Source organism: Micromonospora peucetia (assembly GCF_900091625.1).
Lineage (GTDB): Bacteria > Actinomycetota > Actinomycetes > Mycobacteriales > Micromonosporaceae > Micromonospora > Micromonospora peucetia.
The window spans coordinates 6,634,372-6,656,044 of the sequence record NZ_FMIC01000002.1 but is presented as its reverse complement, the minus strand read 5'-3'; the positions used below and the strand labels follow the sequence as shown (position 1 = coordinate 6,656,044).

Sequence of the window (21,673 nt, the reverse complement as noted above, 5' to 3'; positions counted from 1 at the left end):
AGAACTCCTAACTCTTTGAGCGTTGGAGTCGGCGCCAGCAGATGACGGCGCAGGCGGGGGTGAGGAACGCTTCGTGGATGTCGTCGCGGATCTCCCAGCGGATTCGGAGGCGCCGGAACCAGTGCAGCAGGGCGATGGTCTGCACGACGACCCAGCGTCGAGTGCCGAGTCCAGAGCCGTGCGCGATGCCGCGTCGGGCGATGACAGGTGTGATACCGCGCGTGCGGAGCTCGGCGATCGGCTGGCTGCACGACCTCACGGCGCTCACCGACGACAGCACAGATCCGTCCCAGTGGTCCTCGATCACCATTCCGACGCTGTTGATGTTGTAAGGCGCAGACACATGGGAGCCGATGCCCACCACGATGACGGCTCTCGCCGACGCCCTGCCCACAGCTCGCCGAACTATCTGGCCCGGCGAGTCGCACTTCGCGACTACGACGGCCCCCGACCTGATGGCGAGCGCTCTGCACGAGTTCTTTCAGCGAGGCACCGGCGTAGTGCGACCGGCCAGCATCACGATCTGGCCTGCCGCCTGGACCGATCCCAGCGTCAATTGCACGCATGCTTCGTCACCAGAGGAAGCCTCGCTTCGAACACTAGCTGCCCCAGCGCGCCGATCCATACACCCGGGCCTGACCTTTCAAGCCTGGGTCACTGTTTCGACCGGCCCGTCCGCCCTGGGCTGAAGCATCAACGGTACGTGCCCGTGGGCGAGGGTCGCCGCTACCTCGGACGTCTGCAGTGGGCGATCATGGCGCGACGACAACGTTCGCGAGTGGTTCGCCCGCTGCGTGCCGCCGGACCTGGTTGACCAACAAGCGGCGAGCCCGGGGTGACAACGCAGCGGTCAGGCCGCCGACGTGCGGGCTGATAAGGACATTCGGCGCGGACCACAGCGGGTGACCAGCGGGCAGCGGCTCGGGCTCTGTAACGTCCAAGGCGGCGTGCATCCGGCCTTTGCTGAGTTCGGTGAGCAGCGCGTCGGTGTCCACCACTCGGCCCCTTGACACGTTTACCAGCAGGGCCCCGTCGGCCATCTTGGCTAGGAAGTCCGAGTTCACCATGCCTTCGGTTTCCGGGGTTAGCGGTGCGGAAAGGATGACGACGTCCGCGTGCGGCAGCATGTCCGCGATCTCCGAGATCGGCCGGACCCCGGGGCGGGCAGTCCGGGCCACCCGGCTGACGGCTACCTCGAACCCGGCGAGCCGGCGTTCGATCGCGGCGCCGATCGAGCCGTAGCCGACGATGAGGACCCGGGCGTCAGTTAGTCCACGCGACCAGTACGGGTCCCAGCGGCCCTCGTCGCCCGCCCGAACGAGTTGCGGCAGTCCGCGCCGGGCGGCGAGCGTAAGCGTCACGGCGAGTTCGGCGGTAGCCGCATCGTGAACGCCCCGGCCGTTGGCCAGGGTCAGACCAGGCCGCAGGAATGGCAGGACGTGGTCGTAACCAGCGGTCACTGTCTGCACAACGTTGAGCCGAGGCATCCGAGTGATCGGCTCACACAGGCGCGGATCGATGATCCCGTACGGCACCGCGTACAACTCGACGTCGTCCAGGTTCTCTGGGAGGGGTTGCGTGCCGTCGTAAAGCCCGACGTCAAGATCGCTGAGGTCGGCCACGGCGTCGGGGTGAGGCAGCAGGTAACGCATGCCGATCATCATGCCTCGGTGGACAGTCGGATGTCCGGGAGCACAGCGGCCGACATCCGTTCATCGGCACGAACGTGCGCAGGATCACTGAGCCGGGTCACCCGAACGGTTGCAACAGCCCTGCGATCGACGCGCATGCCCCGATGGCACGTCTTAAGAAGCCACCATCCACGCCACCGTGATGGGTCTGCTGCACCGTTAGGTGACATCTGAGATGGCTTGCCCTGGTGGCGGGCTGGAAGGATGTTGCTGTGCCCAAGCCCTACCCTCGTGAGTTCCGCGATGACGTCGTGCGGGTGGCCCGTGACCGTGATCCAGGCGTGACGGTCGAGCAGATCGCCAAGGACTTCGGAGTCCACCCGATGACGTTGTTCAAATGGATGCGCCAGGCTGACGTTGACGCCGGTACCGGACCGGGTGTCAGTGGCAGCGAGTCAGTTGAGCTGCGCGAGGCCCGCAAGAGGATCAAGCTGCTGGAGCAGGAGAACGAGGTCCTGCGCCGGGCCGCGGCTTACCTGTCGCAGGCGCATCTGCCGGGAAAAGGCTCTACCCGCTCGTGAGCGAGCTGGCCGCCGACGGTATCTCCGTGGCGGTGACGTGCCGGGTATTGAACATCGCTCGTCAGCCCTACTACCGGTGGCTTGCCCGCCGTGTCACCGACGCTGAACTGGCTGAGGCGTATCGGGCGGACGCCTTGTTCGACGCCCATCGCGACGACCCGGAGTTCGGCTACCGGTTCCTGGCTGATGAGGCCCGCGCTGCCGGCCAGCCGATGGTCGAGCGCACCGCCTGGAGAATCTGCTCTGGCATGGGCTGGTGGAGCGCGTTCAGCAAGAAGAAGCGTCGGGGCAAGGGCGGCAAGGTCGGTCCGCCAGTGCACGACGATCTGGTACGCCGCAACTTCGCCACGGACGGCCCGAATCGGTTGTGGCTGGCCGACATCACTGAACACCGCACCGGTGAGGGCAAGCTCTACCTGTGCGCGATCAAGGACGTGTGGTCCAACCGGATCGTCGGCTACTCCATCGACTCACGGATGAAGTCGAGGCTGGAAGACACCCGCCGAGGCCCTCGACGAGCACCTACGATTGCTGCACAGCAGCGGTGTTGCAACGACCGGTTGAATCCGCCCATGGGGATGTAGCCCTGCTTGATGTCGTGGGCGCGGCAGGCGTCGGCGAGAGCGGTGAAGAAGTCGTCGCCGTGGTCGAAGACCACACCGATCATGCGTCCTGGGGTCAGGTAGTGGCTACGCATGCGCGGCGGTTGCCTCCGTTCGATCGGCGGTCAGGGTCGGTGTTGGCCAGGGCCACGAGGATGGTTCGTCGAGGTTGCCTGCAACGGCGAATGCTGGGGCGATGTCTTGCGGCTGGGCGTGGGCGGCGAGGAGCGTGCGGAGCAGGATGCGGGCTTTGTGTGGGGGTAGCCAGCCGGCGGGGATGAGTCCGCGGGTGAGGAGGTCGCGTTCGGAGCCGGGGAAGCCGTAGGTGTGGGTGAGTGTCGGGCCGGCCGGGGTGCGGGAGGTGAGTACGACGGGGATCCGTGCGGCGAGGTTGGTGAGGGTTGGTATGAGGGGTTCGGGTACGTGGCCGACGCCGAATCCGGCGATGACGAGGCCGTCGCAGTGTGGGCCGATGGCGTCGAGGAGGGTGGGGTCGTCGTCGAGGCTGACGGTGTAGAGGCCGACGCGGGCGCGCTCGGGCTTGCTCGGGGTGGGAATGGTGAGCCGGTATGGGAGGCGGGTCAGTAGTCTTGCGGTGCCTTCCATGACGTAGCCGATGGGGCCGGTGTCCGGCGAGCGAAAGGTGGCGCCGTTGGTGGAATGGGTTTTGGCGACCCAGCGGGCGGCGTGGATCTCGTCAGCGAGAACGACGAGGCAGCCTTGGTCTCGGGCGGCCGGGGACGCGGCGGTCTGGATGGCGGCGAGGAGGTTGGCGGGCCCGTCGGCGCCGGCCATGGTGGGGTTGCGCATCGCGCCGGTGACGATCACAGGTTCGGGTCGCTGGTGGAGCAGGTCGAGCAGGTACGCGGTCTCCTCGATTGTGTCGGTGCCTTGGGTGACGACCACTCCGGTCGCGCCGGCGGCGAGTACGTGGGTCGCTGCGGTGGCGAGTTCGGTGATGTCGGCGAAGGTGAGGGACGCTCCGGGGCGGCGGCGGAAGTCCACGACTTCGATGTCGATTCCCGCGGAGGCCAGTCCGGGTATGGCGTTGACCAGGTCGTGTGCGGTCAGCGTCGGACGGACGCCTTCGTCTGCGGCGCTGGTCATGGCGATCGTTCCGCCGAGGCCGAACACCACCACTCGCGGCGGGGGTGTTGTCGGGGTCGAGGGCACGACATTTCCTTCCAGCGGTCGCTGCGCGGCCTGGTGTGGTGTGCAGGAGAGCCTATTACGGCAGGGTGCCGATGAAGCGGCTTGCTTGGTCGACGCCGTCGAGGCAGAGCAGACGGCTGCGGGCTCGGCGAGGCCAGCGAAGCCGTACTGGCCGAGGTCGGCGCAGCGTCGTTGCAGCCAGTGCCATTCAAGGCTCAGGTAGTCGGCCAGGTGCCGTAGCCGGCCGCCGGGCGTGTCGTCAGCGATCACGGAGTGGGCTTGGACGTTGCCGACGGCATCGCGGTACGCGGCGATGGTGTGGGCGTGGTCGGTGACATCGACATGCCAGACGTCGTCGGCACGGATCCAGGCGGCTCAGGGGGCGGAGTTGCCATGGCGTTCATCCCCGGAGCCGGCGCCATGATCGCGCGATGCTTGTCCCTGACGAAGCCGGGTAGTGGGGCGTACTCCGGGCCGACGGCGATCACAATGTGGATCCCGAAAGACTCCATCAAGGCCAGGCCAGGGCCCGTGCCCCGACCGCATACGTTCATCAGCTTCGGGATCGGCGACTCGATTGAGGCTGGGTACTCCGGCGATCTTGGAGGATCGTGGGCAGTACGTCAGGTATCGGCAGAACCGGACCATGCTGGCGGCGGCCGGGGCTCATCTTGATCCTTGGATCAGCCGGGTCAGCGTGCGGTTGCCTTGGTCTGTGGCGGAGTCGGCGGTCGCTGCCTGGGATTGCGAGGAGCCGGGAGGGGTTGGCGAGGAAAGCCGCGAATAGTACGACTTGCGTGACGATGCCGTCGAGCTGGCCTTGATTGGCATGGCAATCGCCTCCTGCGGCGTGCGGGCCGGCGAGGAGGTCATCGTCGATCTGGATGTCGTTCAGATCGCGGCAGCGTTGCGGGCTGCGCGGTAGTTGGGCCGCAGCAGGCAGAGGACGTCCGTCCCAGCGGATGCCCTTCTCGCTGCGGACGCGGGCACGCTCACGGCGTTGAGCTGCGAGGACGTCGGGGTGACAGGGCATTGGTGTTGCGCCAGCGTATGTACGCGTGCAGGGCCCGGGTCTGGACAGTGCGGTTGGGGTGGTTAGAACCGGCGACGGTAAAGTGCCGTAGCGGGCCGAAGTGGGCCTCAATCGGGTTGGCCCAGGACACCTAGGTCGGTATGAAGTAGAGCTCGACCCCGGTGCTCTTTGGCCAGCGTCAGATTTGCTCGCCCTTGTGCGCGGACAGTTTTCGCCATGGCGTCTTCTAAGGGACGTCTCGTAACTGGGTGAAGGCGTTGCCTGGGACGGGGTCGGCGGTCAGCCGGCGAGGATGATGTTGTGGAGGTTGGCGATGCCGGAAGCGGCGTCGGCCAATGTGTGGGCGGCGCGACGGTAGTCGCGCAGGATCTTGAAGCACTTCATCCTGGCCAGGGCGTGTTCGACCCCCGCTCGGACGGTGCGGTGTTCGACGTTGAGGGCTTCCTTCCAGGTCGGCAGCGAGCTGCCGTCGGCGGGCTTGCGGTACGGCATGATCACCTCGGGGTTACCTCGGTAGCCGCCGTCGGCCATCACCGGCCGCCCGTTCAGCTTCTGGTCGATGTCTGAGGTGCGGTAGACGATCGTGTCGTTGCGGTTGCCCGGCTGCGGATCGCCAACGGCGATGACCAGGCGGGTGCTGGCGTCGATGGCGACCTGCAGGTTCGTCGAGTAGCGGTAGTTCTTGCTGCGGGCGGCCAGGCGGTGATCGCGGGTGGGGATCAGGGTGCCGTCGACGATGGCGATCTGTTCGACCGGCCGTTTACGCACTGGTGCCAGGGCCAGTAGCGGCGCGAGGGTGTCGATGACCCGGTGCGCCGCGGAGTGCGACACCCCGAACAGCGGGCCGATCTGCCGCATCGTCAGGTTCGTACGCCAGTAGGCGGCCACCAGCAACACCCGATCCGGGAGGTCGAGGGCCCACTGCCGGCCCGGCCGGCCGTCGGCGATGCCGTCACCGCCGCGCTCGGCGACCAGCCGGACCAGCCTGCGGAACTGGGCGGGCTGCAACCCGGTGAACGGAAAGACCCACTCCGGACGGGCTGCCGAGATCACCTGCACCCCACCATGATCCACGATGGACGCGAGACCCAGTTACGAGACGTCCCTTAGCCGAAGCTGATCCATGCTAAACCAGCGATAACGCGTTGCGGCCCCGGACCAGGGGTGCTGGCACCGGTGCGGATCGTCGCCCCGCGCCGCCGTTCCCTGCCACCTGCATGCTGGTGGCGTGGGCAGTGGCGGGCCTAAGCATCCCTAGAACGACGGTTTGATTAGGTGGCCTGGCGTGTCGCGGTGTGAGCGCCGCTGTGTTGGACGGTTTGGGATCCGGCGTGGACGGCGGTGGTGAGGGCGTCGGGTAGTGGGATGTGTCTGGCGAGGTCGACGGCGAGGCAGCCGAGGAAAGCATCGCCGGCTCCCGTGGTGTCGATGACCGGGACGGTCGGTGCGGGTACGGTGCCGGACCCGTTGGGGTGGGTGTAGGCGGCGCCGTTCGGACCGGCGGTGACGACCACGGTCTGGGGTCCGAGGCGCTGTAGCGCGGCGGCGGCGTCGAGAGGGTCGCCGACGGTGGTGTGGAGGATGGCGGCGGCTTCGTGTTGGTTGACCACGAGGATGTCGAGTTTGGCCAGCAGGTCGGGGTCGAGGCTGGGGTGGGGGACGAGGTTGCCGATGACGATCGGTGCGCGACGGTGGCTCAGCAGCGTGGTCACGGGTTCGGGTGGGAGGTCGAGTTGGACGACGACCGCTTGTGCGGCGAGGTTGGTGGTGGCGTGGTGGATGTCGCCGGGGGTGAGTTCGGTGGCGGGTGAGAGGGCGAGGGTGATGTAGCTTGCGCCGTCGGGGGTGACCTCGATGATGGCTGCCCCGCTGGTGGTGTCGGGAATGAGCCGGACGTGGCGGGTGTCGACGCCTGCCTCGGCGAGGGCGGCGGTGATGTGGTGGCCCCAGGTGTCGGCGCCGAGGTTGGCGATTAGGGCGGCGTGTCCGCCATGGCGGGCGGCGGTGATGGCCTGGTTCAGGCTTTTACCTCCGGCGCTGGCGGTTAGAGGTGAGCCGATGGCGGTGCGGCCCGCGCGGGCACGGTGGGGGACGTGGATGGTCAGGTCTATGTTGGCTCGGCCGACGAAGGCGACATCGACGCTGTCGCCAGGATCCCGGTTGTCGATCATGCCGAGACGGAAGTGGCTAAGGCGGCGTGCAACTCCCGCACCCCGGGCTCGGTGGGGAACGCCGCGAGCTGACAGCTGACAGCGGCGACCTCACGTTGGACGCGCGCCGAGCGTGTGAGGCGGGCCAGGTTGAGCCCGGTGAGGGCGGCGGTAGCGGCCTGTTCGGGTTGACCTGCGGCGGCGTGGGCGGCGGCGGTGCGCGCCAGGTAGAGGCCCCGTTCGCGTCGGTACGACTCCGGCCACCCTTCGAGGGCTTGGTGGAAGCACCGGACGGCGGCGCGAGGACGTCCGAGCCGTAGCCAGCCATCGCCTTCCTGCGCGCACACGTACGCCATGGTGCAGAAAGAACCAAGCCCACCGTCGTTTGCCCCGGTAGAGGCGGCGAGGTGCTGGGCGTCGTCGATGGCGGCACGGAATGCGGTGGCGTCGCCTTCGACAGTGTGGCCGTGAGCGCGTTGCACCGCCGCGAACGCGCGAATCTGAGCGTTGAGGCTGCCGGCGCGATCGGCGGCCCGGGCGAGCCCAAGCACCCGGTCCTGGTCGGCGGCAGTGGCGGCCCGTTGCGCCATACGGGCGAAGACGTAGGCGGTGAACTCCATGTCGGCGGCTTCCTGCGCCATGGTCAACGCCTGGGCGAGCCACCAGTCGCCGGCGTCACGGTCGCCCAAGTCGTCGCTGAGCCAGCCGGCGAACTCCGCCCATCGTGCCTCGGTACCCAACAACGCGTCCCGCAGGCTACCCCGGGCAACTCTGCGGTAGTCGGCGATATGCCCGAGCTGCTGCCGGGCCGTCGGAAGGATCGCCGCGGCACCGACCCTGTTGTCGGACTCCACGAGTACTCCACGCAGTACCGCGAAGTGTTCCACGATGGCCGAATCCACCTGGGCTGCTCGTGTTGCCGTAGCTGGCGAATCCAGACCTGCCAGCGATGCCACCATACCGCCGGGGACCGCCTGCAGGAGCGCGCGGCGGCTGACCTCAACCTGCCGGCCCCGCTGATCTGCCACAGCCGTCACGATAACTGTCTCCTCCGCAGCCTCGCCGTGTGCGCCGGGCACCAGGGGATCGGCTTCCGCTGCGGTCAGCGACGCGGTGAATGCCGCCGTGCCTCTGGCTCGACGGTACTGCTGTTGAAGGGCGACAACCCGGTCGTAACCGGCAGCGAGGATGCCGTCGGTGCTGAGGGCCTCGTCGCAGCGCTCCCAAAAGGCGCGATCCGGGTGCTGCCGTCCGACCTCCGTGTTCGCGATCGTGCTGCGACCGGCGAGCACCCTGGGCGCCAGCGCGTGCTGGGTGTGACCCGCCGCCTTGCGGAACTCGGCCAACTGCTGCCCGAGTGCGCGCCACGCCTCACCCACGTCGTGAGGGTCCGTCATTTCCGCCTCCCTCGGATCGTTGCGGCCTCGGACCGGTCAGCAACGCCGGAGGCTGTAGAGGCGGTCATCAAGGCCGGGTTGGGGGCAGTCACCATACCGTGCGATCACGACTACCCGGATCGTTCACACGACGCTGCTGGTAGATGGACCCGTCGCGGGCGGTTGCTCGCCACGGCCGAGCGGCGTGCAGGGCGATTCGTAGCTCCGGCGCGTTGCGGTCGAGGGTGGCGAACGTGAGGTCGGTGTTGCCGTCGGAGGTGCATTGGGTGAGCCAGGCGCCGTGGGGGCCGATGATCCCGGCGGGCATGGCGGTGCTGCATTGGGCGGGGACGGAGACGCTGATCCACTGGTTCGTGGTGGCGGCATGCCCGCGTGCGATCACGTCGAAGATCGGGTCGTGGGAGAAGGTGGAGAACAGAACGCAGTCCACGCCTCGGTGGAGGTAATCGAGGAACACCTCGGGGAAGTTGATCTCGATGCAGAGGCTGAGGCCGAATCGGTATCCGCCGATGTCAAGGGTGGTGGGGGTGAAGCCGGGGGTGTAGAAGTCGGTGATCTCGGTGTGGGACAGGTACCGCTTGTCGTACCGGTCGACGATGTCACCACGGTGGGAGATCACGTAAAGACTGTTGTGAGGACGGTGTCCGTCGCTGAGGCGGTGGTTGCTGCCGACGATGACCCACAGACCGAGCTTGGCGGCGAGGACACGGGTGGCGTCAAGCTCCTGCCGCACCAGGGTCCAGTCGACATTCCAGGCGGAGAAGTGCTGCTTGGCCTGTCCGGCGTAGCCGGACAACGCGCCCTCCGGAAAGTGCACGAGCGCTGCGCCGCGCTCGTGTGCTTGGCGCATGAGGGTACGGATCGCTGTGCCGTTGGCGGCGGGATCGCAGGTCACCGGTGGTTGCGCGGTGGCGATGGTCAACGTCGCGGCGCGGTGTGGGCTCGCCGGTGCCTCTCCGCTGGTGGTCACGAGTCTTCCTTCCGGTATGGCTGAAGGCGGCTGGCGTGGCCAGCCGCCAGGGATCGCGACCCGGGGGGCGGCCGGGGTGGGGCTACCAGAGGCTGAGGCGGTCGAGGAGGTGGGCTGCGCGAGGCAGCGGGCCCGTGGGCTGGCCGGTGATGAGGTCGTCGGGTAGCGGGATGTCGGTGTGCAGGCGGATGGCGTCGCGCCAGGCGAGCAGGTTTTCCCACCGATCGGTGACTGCGTGGCAGCGGGGGTTGCGTAGGCGGGGGGCTGCGGGCGAGTTCGTCGAGGTGCCAGCCGTCGGGGAGGAGGGCGGCGGCGGTGGTGGGGCCGACGCCGCGGATGCCGGGGATGTTGTCGGCGGGGTCGCCGGTCAGCGCCCGGTAGTCGGGCCACTGCTGTGGATGGACGCGGTAGCGGCGGTGGATGTCGGCGGCGGTGATGGTGGCGCGTTGTGGGGTCAGAACGGTGACGCCCGATGATGCAGGAGTTGGTAGAAGTCCCGGTCGCTGGAGTAGCAGATCACCGGACGGCCGGCGTGGACGACGGTAGGGGTGGCGATGATGTCGTCGCCTTCCTGCCCGTCGATCTCGATCCAGCGGACCGCGGCAGCATCGAGGGCTCGCTTCACCTCGGGCAGTGCGGTGATGGTGGCGCGGTTCGCCTTGTAACCGGGCACGGTGTCGGTGCGGCCGGTGGCGTGCTCGCCGTCGAAGATGACGACGAGTTCGCTGTCGGGGGCGTGCAGGCGGTGAGCTTTGCGCATGAGGGCGAGGAACCCGAACACGCCGGTGAGGTCGCGGGTCTTGTCGCGGCTGGTGATACGGGTGGGAAAGCCGAACCAGGCCCGGTAGAGCAGCTGGTTTCCGTCGACGAGGAACAGCGCGGTCACCGATCCGACCTCTGCCCAGGCGGGTCGGTGATGACGCGGACGCCGGGCCATCGGTGGGCGGGCGTTGCCGGACGAGTCGTCGCTTGGATGTCTGCTCGCTGACCCGGGTGGGGTTGCGTCGCCAGACACCGTCGAGGAGGTCGTCCAGGCAGTGCGGCGCGCAGACCGCGAGGCCCTCGTCGGGGCCGAGGCGGATGGCGACGGCGGTGGCGTACTCGGGCCAGGTGCCGACCGTTTCGGCGATGCTGCGCAAGGGTGGGACGGGGCCGCCGCCGAACTGTTGCGGATACCAGGTGTGCACGGCTGCCTGGTTCTTCGCCTCCCATGGCAGGTCCGGCTCTATCGCGGCCAGCCAGGCGGTGGCCTGTTGGTCATTGTCCCGGCTCAGGTTGTCGGGATCGAAGAACGCCACGTCAACGTCCCGTACCGCTCGGACGTCGAATCCATCGCCATAGCGGCAGCCCCAAACCAGGTCGCGCAGGACCCCGGCGCCGATCCACGCGTCGGGCAGCTTTCAGCCTCGCACTACGGCCAGTGCCCGCATCAGAAATGGACTCGATTCCACCAGTTGACGCAGCTCACCGACGCGCGTCTCGCCTGCTGGTGTGCCGCGCTGTCCGCTGGCTTGTTGCATCGTCATGACCGCGCCACCGTGTCGACATGACGGTGCAACCGTTGGACGAGGTAATCACCTAAGGGACGTCTCGTAACTGGGTCTCGCGTCCATCGTGGATCATGGTGGGGTGCAGGTGATCTCGGCAGCCCGTCCGGAGTGGGTCTTTCCGTTCACCGGGTTGCAGCCCGCCCAGTTCCGCAGGCTGGTCCGGCTGGTCGCCGAGCGCGGCGGTGACGGCATCGCCGACGGCCGGCCGGGCCGGCAGTGGGCCCTCGACCTCCCGGATCGGGTGTTGCTGGTGGCCGCCTACTGGCGTACGAACCTGACGATGCGGCAGATCGGCCCGCTGTTCGGGGTGTCGCACTCCGCGGCGCACCGGGTCATCGACACCCTCGCGCCGCTACTGGCCCTGGCACCAGTGCGTAAACGGCCGGTCGAACAGATCGCCATCGTCGACGGCACCCTGATCCCCACCCGCGATCACCGCCTGGCCGCCCGCAGCAAGAACTACCGCTACTCGACGAACCTGCAGGTCGCCATCGACGCCAGCACCCGCCTGGTCATCGCCGTTGGCGATCCGCAGCCGGGCAACCGCAACGACACGATCGTCTACCGCACCTCAGACATCGACCAGAAGCTGAACGGGCGGCCGGTGATGGCCGACGGCGGCTACCGAGGTAACCCCGAGGTGATCATGCCGTACCGCAAGCCCGCCGACGGCAGCTCGCTGCCGACCTGGAAGGAAGCCCTCAACGTCGAACACCGCACCGTCCGAGCGGGGGTCGAACACGCCCTGGCCAGGATGAAGTGCTTCAAGATCCTGCGCGACTACCGCCGCGCCGCCCACACATTGGCCGACGCCGCTTCCGGCATCGCCAACCTCCACAACATCATCCTCGCCGGCTGACCGCCGACCCCGTCCCAGGCAACGCCTTCACCCAGTTACGAGACGTCCCTTAACAGGGTGACTTTGATCGCCAGGGAGCCACCTGCGGGAGGAGCGGAAGAGGGCCGCACCGAGGGCGTGGCAGGGGCCATCGGCCGGGAACGGGGGGCTGGAAGCAACGACGTCAGCTCATATATCTCGGGCTGAAATCTCGAAAGCGTGGCGGTAAGGCAGCTCGTTGCGAGGTGTATAGGCTCCAGCGGTGCAAGAGGTTGAGGTCAAATATCTGGTAAGCGACGAGTCGGCGCTACTCTCGGCTCTGGCTGGCCAGGGCATTCGGTTGTCGGAGCCGGTGCGCCAGGACGATCAGGCGTACGCTCCCGCCAGTTGGCGGTACGGGATGTCGAAGCGCAACGTGACCTTCGCGCGGCTGCGTACGCAGTCCGGTCGGCACCTATTCACCGTCAAGCGCCCGCTGGACAACGAACTCGCCTGCGTGGAGCACGAGACCGTCGTGGCCGATCGAGCGCAGATGCACGACGCTCTGCTGATCATGGGTTTCGTGCCGACCGTCCGCATTACCAAGACCCGGAGAACCGGCACCTGGGGTGAGGTGACGGTCTGCGTGGACGTCGTTGGCGGACTGGGCGTCTTCCTTGAGGTGGAGACGATGGCGGGGGAGAACGACGCAGGCACCGAGACGCAGGAGAGACTGCATTCCCAGGTTGTGGCGCTGGGCGTAGCGGTCGAGCGTGTGACGCACACCTATGACTCCCTGCTTCGGGCCCGCTCGAACGGCGAGGGGCGTTCAGAAGAGGGTTTGCGCCGCGAGTACGGTTCGGCGTCTGTCGGGCACGCGGACGTCGATGGTGATGGCGTGCGCGGCGTGGTCGGTGAGCCTGTCCAGACGTGGTTCGTGCAGGTAGGCGGCGGCGGTCACGTGGGGCAGTAGCCCGGGGCCGGCGTGGAGGTAGTCGAAGCGGTATCCGTTGCCATTACGGCTGATCCAGGTGTGTGCCTGGGTGCCTGGGTGGAGATGCTGGTGGGTGTCGGTGAGCCCGAGGGCGTCGAGGGCGTCGAGGAAGTCGTACTCGAAGGAGAGGAAGCCGGGGTAGCGGGGTTGGTGGTCGCGGCTGATGACGTTGTAGTCGCCGCCGAGCAGGAGATGGTTCCGATCGGTAGGAGCGAGCCGGGTCAGGGTGTTCTGGACCGTGGTGAGGAACGCGCGCTTTTTGGCGACCTTGGCGGGCGCGCGGTCACTGGAGGGCACGTAGAGGCCGAGCACGGTGACGGCGGGGTCGGTGCCGAGAACGGTGGCAGGGGCTCTGCCGGGCAGGCTGATTCCGGCGGTCAGGTGCGGTGCCGGGTGGCTGGGGACGCGGGTGGCGATGGCGCATCCGCGGTCGCCGTCGGGCGATGGATGGTGAGTGATGGTCAGGCCGGCGGCGCTCAGCTCGGTGAGGAGCTGACGGGTGCCGGGACCGTTGCTGGTCTCGGTCAGGATGATGACGTCGTCGTCGCGGGCCAGGAGCCAGGTGAGCAGCCGTTGCGCGCGCGCTGGGGCGGCAGCCTGCATGTTGATCGTCAGAGCGGACAGCACGGGTGTTAGGCCTCGCTGGTCAAGAGCGTGTCGGCGGGCAGGAGGTTGAGGATAGTGCTCACGATTTGGTCCGGGGTTAACCCTGCGCAGGCAATGGTGTATTGGCGCCATTCCTGGCGGTGCAGGTGCCGGGCCGCGTCTCGATGAAGGACAAGTTCCTTCTCAGGTGAGCCGGCGCGTTCGAGGCGGGTCAGGTGCGCTCGCGCGGCGAGTCGGGCCCGGATGACGTCGGGGTCGTCTTCGAGGTAGATGACGGTGGCGGGAAGAACATAGCGGTTGTAAGACCAGATTTCGGCGAGGTCAAGGCCGTCGACGCGCTGTAGGACCAGCGAGGAGGCGACGTACCGGTCGGTGACGACGTGGAAGCCGTCGTCGAGGCGAGGGACGATCTCGTTCTCGATATGTGCGGCGCGGTCGGCGGCGAGGGCAAGAGCGAGGGCCTTGCCGTGAAGGAAGTCCTCCTGCCGGCGCAGAAGCTGCCCTAGCGGTGTGCGGGTGGGTTCCGCGGTCAGGTGCACGCCGGCGGGACCGAGGTCGGCGAGGCGATCGGCCAAGAGGCGGGAGGTGGTGCTCTTGCCGACTCCGTTGGGGCCTTCGATGGCGATGAACAGGGTGATCACTTCTTCGCTACGGCGAGAGGGAGCAGACGTCTGCCGTCGGACCCGGTGACCGGGCACTGCTCGGTGTCGACCTCGCCGATGCGCCCACCGGCAGCGACGACCGCAGCGGGGCAGCCCTTGCCGCACTGCCCAGTGAGCGCACAGGAGCCGCAGGTCGGGTTGACGCCAGGCTCGTAGCGGGTGTGGAAGCCGTGAGTGTCCAGGCTGACGGTGACATCGCTGTCGAGGATGTTGCCGGCCAGGAATTCGGTGTCGTGGTGCTGGGACAGCGGCGTGCGGGCAGCGAAGACGAGGTACGGGCAGATCGCGACTTGCCCGTCGACGAAGACGTAGATCAACTTGCCGGCGTCGCAGCCTCCCAGGGGCAACTCGTCGTTGGGAAATCGAATCCGGACGAGGTCGAGTTGGTCGGCGAAGCGGTCGGTCACGGCGCGGATGGCGTTCATCGCTGCTGCCGTGGCGGCGAGCCGGCTGCGGCTCTTCACCCCTCGCCCGAAGGACGACAAGGGGTTCATCAACACGTACTCGGCGCCTACCTCAACGCCGAAGGCACACAGATCAGCGAACTCCTCAGGTGTGGTCAGCGCGTTCGGGGTCGACAAGAGGCCTTTGAGTAGGCCGGCCTCGGCGAACTTCCGGGTGGTGGCAAGTGTCGTGGCGAACGATGACCGATCGCCACGAAACTTGCCGTGGCTCTCGGGGCGAAATCCGTCGAAGGACACGTTGATGTGGACGTTCCCCATCGCGGCCAAGGCCACGATGTCCTCGTCGCTACTCTGCGTTGCGTTCGTGCAAACGCCCACGGGTAGGCCCTGGTCGGTCACTGCGCGGCAGAGGCCGAGGAAGTCGGGATGGACGAACGGTTCACCGCCCGTGAGCGTGATGCGTTCGACGCGGGCGTCAAGCAGCCGGGGTAGGACACGGGTGGTGAAATCCGCCAGCGGCAGATCGGCTCCCTCTGCGGTGGAAGAGACGAAGCAGTGCGCACAGTGCAGGTTGCACCGCTCGGTGATCTGCACCAACGCCTTGCGTCCGTCCCCGCCTACTGAGGTGCGAAAGTAGCAGGACGACGCGTGGGTGTCGACGATGAGACGCTTCATGACGATCTCTCCGCTTCCAGTTGCGGGCAGGCGGTGCCCGAGGCCGGTGATGACGTACGGAGTAGGTGGGCGGCCCAGCGAAGCTGTCGGAGCACGACGGGCGCGTTGCAAGGGTCGGTTTCGGGGCGGTAGTGCCCGGCGGCAGCGTTGGTGGACAACCACCAGTCCGCCCACAGCCGGTGCCACCTCCAAAGCCCATCGGGTGACGGGCAACTCACCCTCGGTCGGGTCAGCGTCGGGGTGCCCGCCTGAGGCGACGTGAGCGCGGATGAATCGCCTGAGAAGTCGGGGCTCGGGGGCGTGCGAACGCCGCACTGGGCGGCCGGGTCGAGCAGCCCTGGCCCGACGATTGCCTTGGTCCACTGGTCATAGTGCATCCCCTCCCAAGCTGGTGGACACAGAGAAGACCGTGACGCCGCGCGCGGGGCCGTGGCCTCTCACCGCTTCAGGACCGAACGGTGACTCAGACAGCAAAAGCCGTCGCCGCCTGTGTCGATAAGAGGCGTAAGCCATCTCCGACAATCTGCCGACAATTCCTGCGACCAGAGGCTCCGGGCACCCCCCAACCCCGGATTGTCAACGGATTGTCGCAAGTCGCTTCTAGGGCTAGCCGACATCGATCGACCTCGCATTAGGTCGATCTATGCCGGCGTCAGCGCCGCAGCCGCACCGTCACTCGTAAGCCAGCGAGGTCAACTCATCGAGGAAAGATCGCCGTATCCGTCGTCAGGAGGCTCAAAGCCTTGACTGGCCGACACATCCCAGCGAAATGCCATGTCAGCCAGACCATGTCTAGCTCTGGTCGACGGCCGACAAGGTGACGAGATGGGGTTCCGACAGGACCGGTGTCAGCACGCCGCTTGAAGTTGAAGGAGGAGTTGTGAGGCGTTCAGCCTCCCAGACGCTAATGGTTCTTGGCCTGCCTCGGTGGCGGCTGCAGGACAGGCGGATCCGTACCAAACTGGCTTTGCTGTTGGCGCTGCCGTTGATGGCGACTGTTGCCCTGAGTGGGGTTTTGGCTGCGGGTGCTGCGTCGGCTGCGTCGCAGGCGGAGCAGTCGCGGCAGCTCGTCGTGTTGGGTGGGACGGCGGGTCGACTGGCCGCGCATCTGCAGGGTGAACGGACGGCCGCTGCCCTGGTCCTCGTACGCGGCAGCAACGCGGTCGCCGCCGAGGGGTATCGCCGGCAGACCGCCTTGACGGACGGTGCGGTCACGCAGTTCGACGAGGCGCGGCGCAGCGTGAGGGCGCCCCTGGTTCTGCAGGGGCCTCTGCGGCGCGTTGAGGAGCAGTTGGCGAATTTGGGGCCGTTGCGGCAGCAGGTGCAGGCGGGGCCGGATGCGACGAGCAGTTTGGTGGTGTTCCGCTACCGGGCGGTGGTGGCTGATCTGTTGGCCTACCGGCAGGGGTTGTCGCAGGTGGGTGTTGACGCGCAGACGGGTAACGATCTGCGGGCGGCTGCTTCGCTGTCGCAGGCGGTCGAGTCGCTGGGGTTGATGCAGGTCGCGGTGGTGCGTTCGCTCGGTTCGGGGCGGCTGACGCCGGCGGGGCAGCAGGAGATCGTCGGTGCGGATGTCGGCTTCACCGAGGCGATGCAGGCGTTTCGCGCGCTTGCGCCGGCGCGGTGGCAGGCCCGGGTCAACGCCCAGCTGAGCGGCAGGAACGTGCTTGAGGCTGAGCGGTTGCTGGGCGTGGTGGCGCGCGCGACGCAGGGGAGCGCCCTGCGGCTGGGTGTCAGCGCCTCCCGGTGGGCGACGGCCGTAGGTGCTCGGATGGGCCTGCTGCATGCGGCCGAGCAGGAGCTGGACGCGGAGCTGCTGGCGGCGGTGACGCAGCGTCGTGATGAGCAGCGGCGCACGATTGTGTTGCTGTCGGTGACAGTGGTGGCGTGCCTGGCCGTGATGGTGGCGGTGGGCTGGTGGGTGACCCGGTCGATGACGGGCTCGTTGCAGCGCCTGCGCGCTGGCGCACATTCGGTCGCGGCGGATCGGTTGCCGCGGATGGTCGCTCAGCTCGGTGGCGATCATCCCGACCAGGCGACGATCGACGAGCTGATGGCGCAGGCGGCGGAGCCGATCGCGGTGGACGGGCGCGATGAGGTGGGGCAGGTCGCTGACGCCTTCAACCGGGTGTCGTTGGCTGCGGTGCGGATCGCTGGTGAGCAGGCGGCGTTGCGTGCCACCGTGGCGGGCATCTTCCTGTCGCTGTCGCGTCGGCTGCAGTCACGTGCGGACCGGATGATGGTCAACCTTGACGCGTTGGAGCGCGACGAGGAAGACCCGGACCGGCTGGAGAAGCTGTTCGACCTTGACCACGTCGCCACGTTGATCCGTCGCATGACGGCCAACTTGCAGGTGCTGGCAGGGGGGCGTGCGGGGCGGCCGACGCCCGAACCGGTGGCTCTGCCGGATCTGCTGCGTGCCGCCGGCAGCGAGATCGACGACTACAAGCGTGTGGAGCTCGGGATCATCGACGGTGCCGTCCTGGTTGGTCGGGACGTGGCGGAAGAACTCATGCACCTGCTGGCCGAGTTGATCGACAACGCTACGAAGTACTCGGCCCCTGACACCCCGGTGATGGTGGAAGGCAGCCGAGTCGGGGACCTGCTGCATCTGCAGGTCCGCGATTACGGCATCGGGATGCGGGAAGCGGAACTACAGGCCGCCCTCGACCGGCTAGCGCACCCCCATCGCATGGACCGCGCGACCACCCAGCAGATGGGCCTGCCCGTGGTCGGGCGGATCGCCAACCGCCTCGGCATCACAGTCCAGATCCGCTCGGACTTCGGTGAAGGCACCCGTGTCGATGTCACTCTCGCCTTGCACCAGTTCACGGTCGCGCAGACGGACTGGCCGGCGACACCGCCGCGCGCACTGGCCGACGAGCGAACCCGTGAGCTACCCGCAGTTGTCGCCCGCCCTGGGCCGCGGGCAGAGGGCCCCCCACCGGCGGCATGGCCGCCAGCCGTACGAGCACTGCCGGCGACGCCCGCACCCGCGTCGACGCCGGTCGGGCCGCCACCGCCGCTGGCGATTTTCGACGCAGTGCGATCCGACCCGCGGCACTCGTGGTTCACCTCTGCGCCTGGCGACGGTGCGGCGCAGGGCGGTCCCGCGATGCCGGCTCGCTGGAAAGCTGCCGCCGATGCGGCATTGGCGGCAGCGACTGACCCAGCGACCGAAACCACCTCGCACGGGCTACCGGTGCGCCGTCCTGGCCGACGAGTGATTCCGCCCGTCGCGCCCGGTGCGCAAGCGCCGGTGCCTGCTCAACGTGATCCCGAGGCGCTGCGCCGGCAGATGTCCGCGATCGACAGCGCGCTCGGTGCGGCCGGGCGTCGCACCCACCACACCTTGAAGGAGTCCCCCCGATGACCCGGCCCGCGCGTTCGAACTGGAACTTCCTGCTCGATCAGCTCTGCACCACGTCAGGCGTCGCGCACGCCGTCGCGGTGTCCACCGACGGCCTGCTGCTGGCCCGCAGCACCGGCCTGGCCAAGGACCGTGCCGACCAGCTTGCGGCGTTCACTGCCGGCCTTGCCAGCTTGACCAGTGGCATGGCTTCGCTGATGGAGGCCGGCGCGGTGGAGCAGACCGTCGTGGACATGGGTAGCGGCCGGCTGGCGGTCATGTCGATCGGTGACGGCTCGGTGCTCACCGCGCTCGCCGACAAAGAGGCGGACATGGGGCAGGTCGTCTACGAGATGGCCATGCTGATCAACCGGACCGGTGGGGCATTGACGCCCGAGCAGCGAGCCGTGCAGCGGGTATGACGGCCTCGCGACAACGACCCGTGCCCCGGCAGCGCGAACGCCCCACCGGCGAGATGCCCCGTGTCGCGTCGGCGAAGATCGTGGTCGCGGGTGGCTTCGGCTCCGGGAAGACCACGTTCGTGGGTGCGATCTCCGAGATCACACCGTTGCGCACGGAAGCGGTCATGACGGCTGCCAGCGTGGGAGTTGACGACACCGCCGCGGTGCCGGAGAAAACAACGACGACCGTCGCGATGGACTTCGGTCGGATCACCATCGACGACACGCTGATTCTCTACCTGTTCGGCACTCCAGGGCAGGACCGGTTCTGGTTCATGTGGGACGAGGTGTGCCGGGGCGCGATCGGCGCAGTCGTCCTGGTCGACACCCGCCGCCTGGACGACTGCTTCGCGGCCATCGACTACTTCGACGCCCAGCAGGTGCCGTTCGCGGTGGCGATCAACGCCTTCCCTGCGGCGCCCCGCTTCGCCGCGGCGGAGCTGCGTCAGGCGCTCAACGTTGCCGACACGGTGCCGCTGCTGCACTGCGACGCCCTGGACCGCGCCCAGGTCCGCCAGACGCTCATCACGCTGGTCGAGCACGCCATCACCCTGCGGCGTACCCAAGCCCACCACCATCCCCAACCCCGATGAGGAGTCCCGTGATCCGCCGACGACCCGTCACCCGTCTACTCGCCACCGTCGCCGCCGCGACCATGCTCGCCGCTGCGGCTGGGTGCTCCGGCTCCAGCCTCGACGACTCCACTGCCGCGGGCTCGATCCGCATCGGTCTGCTGGTGCCGCAGTCCGGCCCGTATAAGGCCATCGGTGATGACCTCGTCAAGGGCTGGCAGCTCTACCTCGACACTCACGACGGCAAGCTCGGTGGCCACCGGGTGCAGGTCGTCACGGCTGACGAGGCCGAGGGGAAGCAGTCGGCGCTCAACGCTGCCCGCAAGCTGCTGGACAAGGACAAGGTGGCGGTTATCGCCGGTACCGGCAGCGCCGACGCCGTGGAGTCGATCAAGACCCTGGTCACCGAACGGAAAACTCCGTTCGTGGGCACCGGCGGCCGCCCGTCCACGCTGACCGACGTCTCCTACATCTGGCACACCTCGTGGCTGTCGCGGGAGACCGGGCAGGCCATCGCCGAACACGTGCGTACCACGGTGGACGGGCCGGTCTATGTCATCGGCCCGGACTACCAGGGCGGCTACGACCAGATCGGCGGCTTCGTCGACACCTTCGTCAAGGCCGGGGGGAAGCTCGCCAACGACGACGGCAAACCGGCCTGGACACCGTGGCCGGGCACCACGAACTTCCTGCCGTACCTGAACAAGATCACCTCCAGCGGCGCGAAGGCCGTCTACTGCTTCTACGCCGGCACGATGGCCGTCGACTTCGTCAAGCAGTACGAGCAGGCCGGACTCAAGGGCAAGGTCCCCCTCTACGGGGCGGGGTTCCTCACCGAGGGCAGCGTCCTAGCGGCCCAAGGCGCCGCCGCCGACGGGGTGCAGACGGTGCTCAACTACGCCGCGAACCTCGACAACGCCGCGAACCGTGCGTTCGCCCCGGCCTACCAGCAGAAGCATCAGACGGCCCCGAACCTGTACAACGTCACCGGCTACGACGCCGCACTCGTGCTCGCCGCCGCGATCGCCGCCGCGGGGGACAAGCCGACCAGCGAGTCGATCAACGCGGCGATCGGGAAGCTCGGCGCGATCGACAGCCCACGCGGGCAGTGGCGCTTCGGCGCCAGCCACAGCCCAATCCAGCCCTGGTACCTGCGCAAGGTCCAGAACGACGGCCGGGCACGCGCCAACGTCGTCGTGCAGAACCTCACCACTCTCGGCAGCTAGAACAGGAGTTCCACCATGACCAACGCACCCGTGGCCGCCGTTGACGGCCGATACACCTTCGACAACGCCACCAGCGAGGCCGCACGGCAGGTACGCCTGCTCGCGGAGATCCTCGACCCACACTCCACCGACGTGCTCGCCCGTACCGGCGTGGAGAGCGGTTGGCGGTGCCTCGACCTGGGCACCGGCGCCGGCAGCGTCGCTACCTGGCTCGCCGAGCAGGTCAGCCCCGCCGGACGCGTCGTGGCCCTCGACGCCGACCCCCGGCACGTGCCCACTCACGAGCTGATCGATGTGCGTACTGGCGACGTCACCACCATCGACCTGGGTGAGCGGGAGTACGACCTTGTGCACGCCCGGCTGCTGCTGATGCATCTAGCTGATCGCGAGCAGGTCCTGCGCCGCGCCGCCGCCGCACTCAAGCCCGGCGGGGTGCTGGTGATCTCCGAGTGGGACTGCACCCGCCTCGACGAGATGCTGCTGCGCGGTCCGGCCGTCCTGGCCGAGGCGTTCCTGGCGTTCCAGAACGCCCTGGTGGGCTTGGCCGTCGACAACGGCGCGTCGGCCAACTGGGCGCACCGCGTGCCCGTAGCGATGCGCGACGTCGGCCTCGTCGACGTCGAGGCCGAGGTCCATAACCGGCTGTGGTCCGGCGGGGAGGCCGGGTGTCTGCTGCACGCCAGCAACAGCCGCCAGATGGAAGCGGCGCTGCTCGCGCGGGGAATGAGCTCGCCGCAGCTGGAGACGCTGCGCGACGGGATGAACGACCCGCACGCCCTCACGTGGTCCTACCCGATGGTCACCACCGTCGGCCGCCGGGCCGAGGACTGACCAGGACCCG

Annotated in this window: 20 protein-coding genes and 5 pseudogenes; 10 read left to right on the top strand and 15 right to left on the bottom strand. The window is 68.0% G+C overall.

Annotated features, from left to right (window positions below; genetic code table 11):
• Positions 1 to 7 precede the first annotated feature (7 nt).
• Together GA0070608_RS33850 and GA0070608_RS29085 are read right to left on the bottom strand one after the other, a co-directional pair.
• Positions 8 to 229: pseudogene (locus GA0070608_RS33850) on the bottom strand (IS5/IS1182 family transposase); the annotation flags it as partial.
• Between the two features lie 523 nt (positions 230 to 752).
• Positions 753 to 1,652 carry a 2-hydroxyacid dehydrogenase gene (locus tag GA0070608_RS29085; RefSeq protein ID WP_091636440.1) on the bottom strand — a complete coding sequence of 300 codons (900 nt, stop codon included), beginning with the start codon at positions 1,650 to 1,652 and terminating at the stop codon, positions 753 to 755.
• Between the two features lie 251 nt (positions 1,653 to 1,903).
• Between GA0070608_RS29085 and GA0070608_RS29080 the strand changes: the two genes are divergently transcribed.
• Entirely contained in the window at positions 1,904 to 2,212 is a 309-nt protein-coding gene (locus GA0070608_RS29080) for a transposase (protein ID WP_091632503.1), read from the top strand.
• Complete coding sequence (locus GA0070608_RS32925; protein ID WP_176733893.1) at positions 2,209 to 2,796, top strand: hypothetical protein; 588 nt, start codon at positions 2,209 to 2,211, stop codon at positions 2,794 to 2,796. The genes GA0070608_RS29080 and GA0070608_RS32925 overlap by 4 nt, the downstream gene beginning before the upstream one ends.
• Here GA0070608_RS32925 and GA0070608_RS33845 read toward each other — a convergent pair.
• Positions 2,784 to 2,909 (bottom strand): annotated as a pseudogene (locus GA0070608_RS33845) (DUF296 domain-containing protein); the annotation flags it as partial. The gene GA0070608_RS32925 and the pseudogene GA0070608_RS33845 overlap by 13 nt on opposite strands.
• On the bottom strand, positions 2,902 to 3,987 hold the full coding sequence (locus tag GA0070608_RS29065; protein WP_425413262.1) for an asparaginase: 1,086 nt from the start codon (positions 3,985 to 3,987) through the stop codon (positions 2,902 to 2,904). The pseudogene GA0070608_RS33845 and the gene GA0070608_RS29065, both read right to left, overlap by 8 nt.
• Before the next feature lie 772 nt (positions 3,988 to 4,759).
• On the opposite strand from GA0070608_RS29065, the gene GA0070608_RS34090 reads away from it, so the two are divergent.
• Positions 4,760 to 4,891, top strand: coding sequence for a hypothetical protein (locus GA0070608_RS34090; protein WP_281186163.1), 132 nt, complete (start codon positions 4,760 to 4,762; stop codon positions 4,889 to 4,891).
• Positions 4,892 to 4,894: 3 nt separating this feature from the next.
• On the opposite strand, the pseudogene GA0070608_RS33840 reads toward GA0070608_RS34090, so the two are convergent.
• From GA0070608_RS33840 to GA0070608_RS33830, 8 genes and pseudogenes are all read right to left on the bottom strand, one after another.
• Positions 4,895 to 5,159: pseudogene (locus GA0070608_RS33840) on the bottom strand (IS630 family transposase); the annotation flags it as partial.
• A 119-nt stretch (positions 5,160 to 5,278) separates the two neighbouring features.
• On the bottom strand, positions 5,279 to 6,058 hold the full coding sequence (locus GA0070608_RS29055) for a transposase family protein (protein WP_091621200.1): 780 nt from the start codon (positions 6,056 to 6,058) through the stop codon (positions 5,279 to 5,281).
• 212 nt (positions 6,059 to 6,270) lie between these two features.
• On the bottom strand, positions 6,271 to 7,170 hold the full coding sequence (locus GA0070608_RS29050; protein WP_091632498.1) for a ribokinase: 900 nt from the start codon (positions 7,168 to 7,170) through the stop codon (positions 6,271 to 6,273).
• A complete protein-coding gene (locus GA0070608_RS29045) occupies positions 7,167 to 8,546 on the bottom strand; it encodes a helix-turn-helix domain-containing protein (RefSeq protein WP_091632495.1) in 1,380 nt (459 codons plus the stop codon). Before GA0070608_RS29045 ends, GA0070608_RS29050 begins: the two co-directional genes overlap by 4 nt.
• Positions 8,547 to 8,634: 88 nt before the next feature.
• On the bottom strand, positions 8,635 to 9,468 hold the full coding sequence (locus GA0070608_RS29040; protein ID WP_091636430.1) for a carbon-nitrogen hydrolase family protein: 834 nt from the start codon (positions 9,466 to 9,468) through the stop codon (positions 8,635 to 8,637).
• A 44-nt stretch (positions 9,469 to 9,512) separates the two neighbouring features.
• A complete protein-coding gene (locus GA0070608_RS34425; protein WP_425413261.1) occupies positions 9,513 to 9,863 on the bottom strand; it encodes a hypothetical protein in 351 nt (116 codons plus the stop codon).
• Between the two features lie 107 nt (positions 9,864 to 9,970).
• Positions 9,971 to 10,402: a hypothetical protein gene (locus GA0070608_RS33835; protein WP_245716003.1), complete on the bottom strand. Its 432-nt coding sequence runs from the start codon at positions 10,400 to 10,402 to the stop codon at positions 9,971 to 9,973.
• 133 nt (positions 10,403 to 10,535) lie between these two features.
• Positions 10,536 to 10,874: pseudogene (locus GA0070608_RS33830) on the bottom strand (nucleotidyltransferase family protein); the annotation flags it as partial.
• A gap of 271 nt (positions 10,875 to 11,145) precedes the next feature.
• Here GA0070608_RS33830 and GA0070608_RS29025 point away from each other — a divergent pair.
• Both GA0070608_RS29025 and GA0070608_RS29015 read left to right on the top strand, forming a co-directional pair.
• Entirely contained in the window at positions 11,146 to 11,925 is a 780-nt protein-coding gene (locus GA0070608_RS29025; protein ID WP_091621200.1) for a transposase family protein, read from the top strand.
• 241 nt (positions 11,926 to 12,166) lie between these two features.
• On the top strand, positions 12,167 to 12,856 hold the full coding sequence (locus tag GA0070608_RS29015; RefSeq protein WP_091632492.1) for a class IV adenylate cyclase: 690 nt from the start codon (positions 12,167 to 12,169) through the stop codon (positions 12,854 to 12,856).
• A 9-nt stretch (positions 12,857 to 12,865) separates the two neighbouring features.
• Here the strand turns inward: GA0070608_RS29015 and GA0070608_RS33825 are convergent.
• The 3 genes and pseudogenes from GA0070608_RS33825 to GA0070608_RS33820 form a co-directional block, all read right to left on the bottom strand.
• A pseudogene (locus GA0070608_RS33825) lies at positions 12,866 to 13,480 on the bottom strand (endonuclease/exonuclease/phosphatase family protein); the annotation flags it as partial.
• 29 nt (positions 13,481 to 13,509) lie between these two features.
• Complete coding sequence (gene tmk / locus GA0070608_RS29005) at positions 13,510 to 14,124, bottom strand: dTMP kinase (protein ID WP_176733892.1); 615 nt, start codon at positions 14,122 to 14,124, stop codon at positions 13,510 to 13,512.
• Positions 14,121 to 15,224, bottom strand: a complete 1,104-nt coding sequence (locus GA0070608_RS33820) for a radical SAM protein (RefSeq protein WP_091632480.1) — start codon at positions 15,222 to 15,224, stop codon at positions 14,121 to 14,123. Before GA0070608_RS33820 ends, tmk begins: the two co-directional genes overlap by 4 nt.
• A 907-nt stretch (positions 15,225 to 16,131) precedes the next feature.
• On the opposite strand from GA0070608_RS33820, the gene GA0070608_RS28995 reads away from it, so the two are divergent.
• The 5 genes from GA0070608_RS28995 to GA0070608_RS28975 are packed head-to-tail and all read left to right on the top strand — an operon-like array spanning position 16,132 to position 21,663.
• Positions 16,132 to 18,597, top strand: a complete 2,466-nt coding sequence (locus GA0070608_RS28995; RefSeq protein WP_091632476.1) for a sensor histidine kinase — start codon at positions 16,132 to 16,134, stop codon at positions 18,595 to 18,597.
• The gene (locus GA0070608_RS28990) at positions 18,594 to 18,995 is read left to right on the top strand and encodes a roadblock/LC7 domain-containing protein (RefSeq protein ID WP_091632472.1); all 402 of its coding nucleotides are present in this window, start codon (positions 18,594 to 18,596) and stop codon (positions 18,993 to 18,995) included. Before GA0070608_RS28995 ends, GA0070608_RS28990 begins: the two co-directional genes overlap by 4 nt.
• 53 nt (positions 18,996 to 19,048) lie before the next feature.
• Entirely contained in the window at positions 19,049 to 19,627 is a 579-nt protein-coding gene (locus GA0070608_RS28985; RefSeq protein ID WP_091636427.1) for a GTP-binding protein, read from the top strand.
• Positions 19,624 to 20,832 carry an ABC transporter substrate-binding protein gene (locus GA0070608_RS28980; RefSeq protein WP_091632469.1) on the top strand — a complete coding sequence of 403 codons (1,209 nt, stop codon included), beginning with the start codon at positions 19,624 to 19,626 and terminating at the stop codon, positions 20,830 to 20,832. Before GA0070608_RS28985 ends, GA0070608_RS28980 begins: the two co-directional genes overlap by 4 nt.
• Positions 20,833 to 20,847: 15 nt before the next feature.
• Positions 20,848 to 21,663, top strand: a complete 816-nt coding sequence (locus GA0070608_RS28975; protein WP_245716001.1) for a class I SAM-dependent methyltransferase — start codon at positions 20,848 to 20,850, stop codon at positions 21,661 to 21,663.
• Positions 21,664 to 21,673 lie beyond the last annotated feature (10 nt).

Coding starts and splice junctions, on each gene's coding strand:
- GA0070608_RS29085 (WP_091636440.1), bottom strand. CDS start 1,652: ATGCGTTACCTGCTGCCTCACCCCGACGCCGTGGCCGACCTCAGCGAT.
- GA0070608_RS29050 (WP_091632498.1), bottom strand. CDS start 7,170: ATGATCGACAACCGGGATCCTGGCGACAGCGTCGATGTCGCCTTCGTC.
- GA0070608_RS29045 (WP_091632495.1), bottom strand. CDS start 8,546: ATGACGGACCCTCACGACGTGGGTGAGGCGTGGCGCGCACTCGGGCAG.
- GA0070608_RS33820 (WP_091632480.1), bottom strand. CDS start 15,224: ATGAAGCGTCTCATCGTCGACACCCACGCGTCGTCCTGCTACTTTCGC.
- GA0070608_RS28995 (WP_091632476.1), top strand. CDS start 16,132: ATGGTTCTTGGCCTGCCTCGGTGGCGGCTGCAGGACAGGCGGATCCGT.
- GA0070608_RS28990 (WP_091632472.1), top strand. CDS start 18,594: ATGACCCGGCCCGCGCGTTCGAACTGGAACTTCCTGCTCGATCAGCTC.
- GA0070608_RS28985 (WP_091636427.1), top strand. CDS start 19,049: ATGCCCCGTGTCGCGTCGGCGAAGATCGTGGTCGCGGGTGGCTTCGGC.
- GA0070608_RS28980 (WP_091632469.1), top strand. CDS start 19,624: ATGAGGAGTCCCGTGATCCGCCGACGACCCGTCACCCGTCTACTCGCC.
- GA0070608_RS28975 (WP_245716001.1), top strand. CDS start 20,848: ATGACCAACGCACCCGTGGCCGCCGTTGACGGCCGATACACCTTCGAC.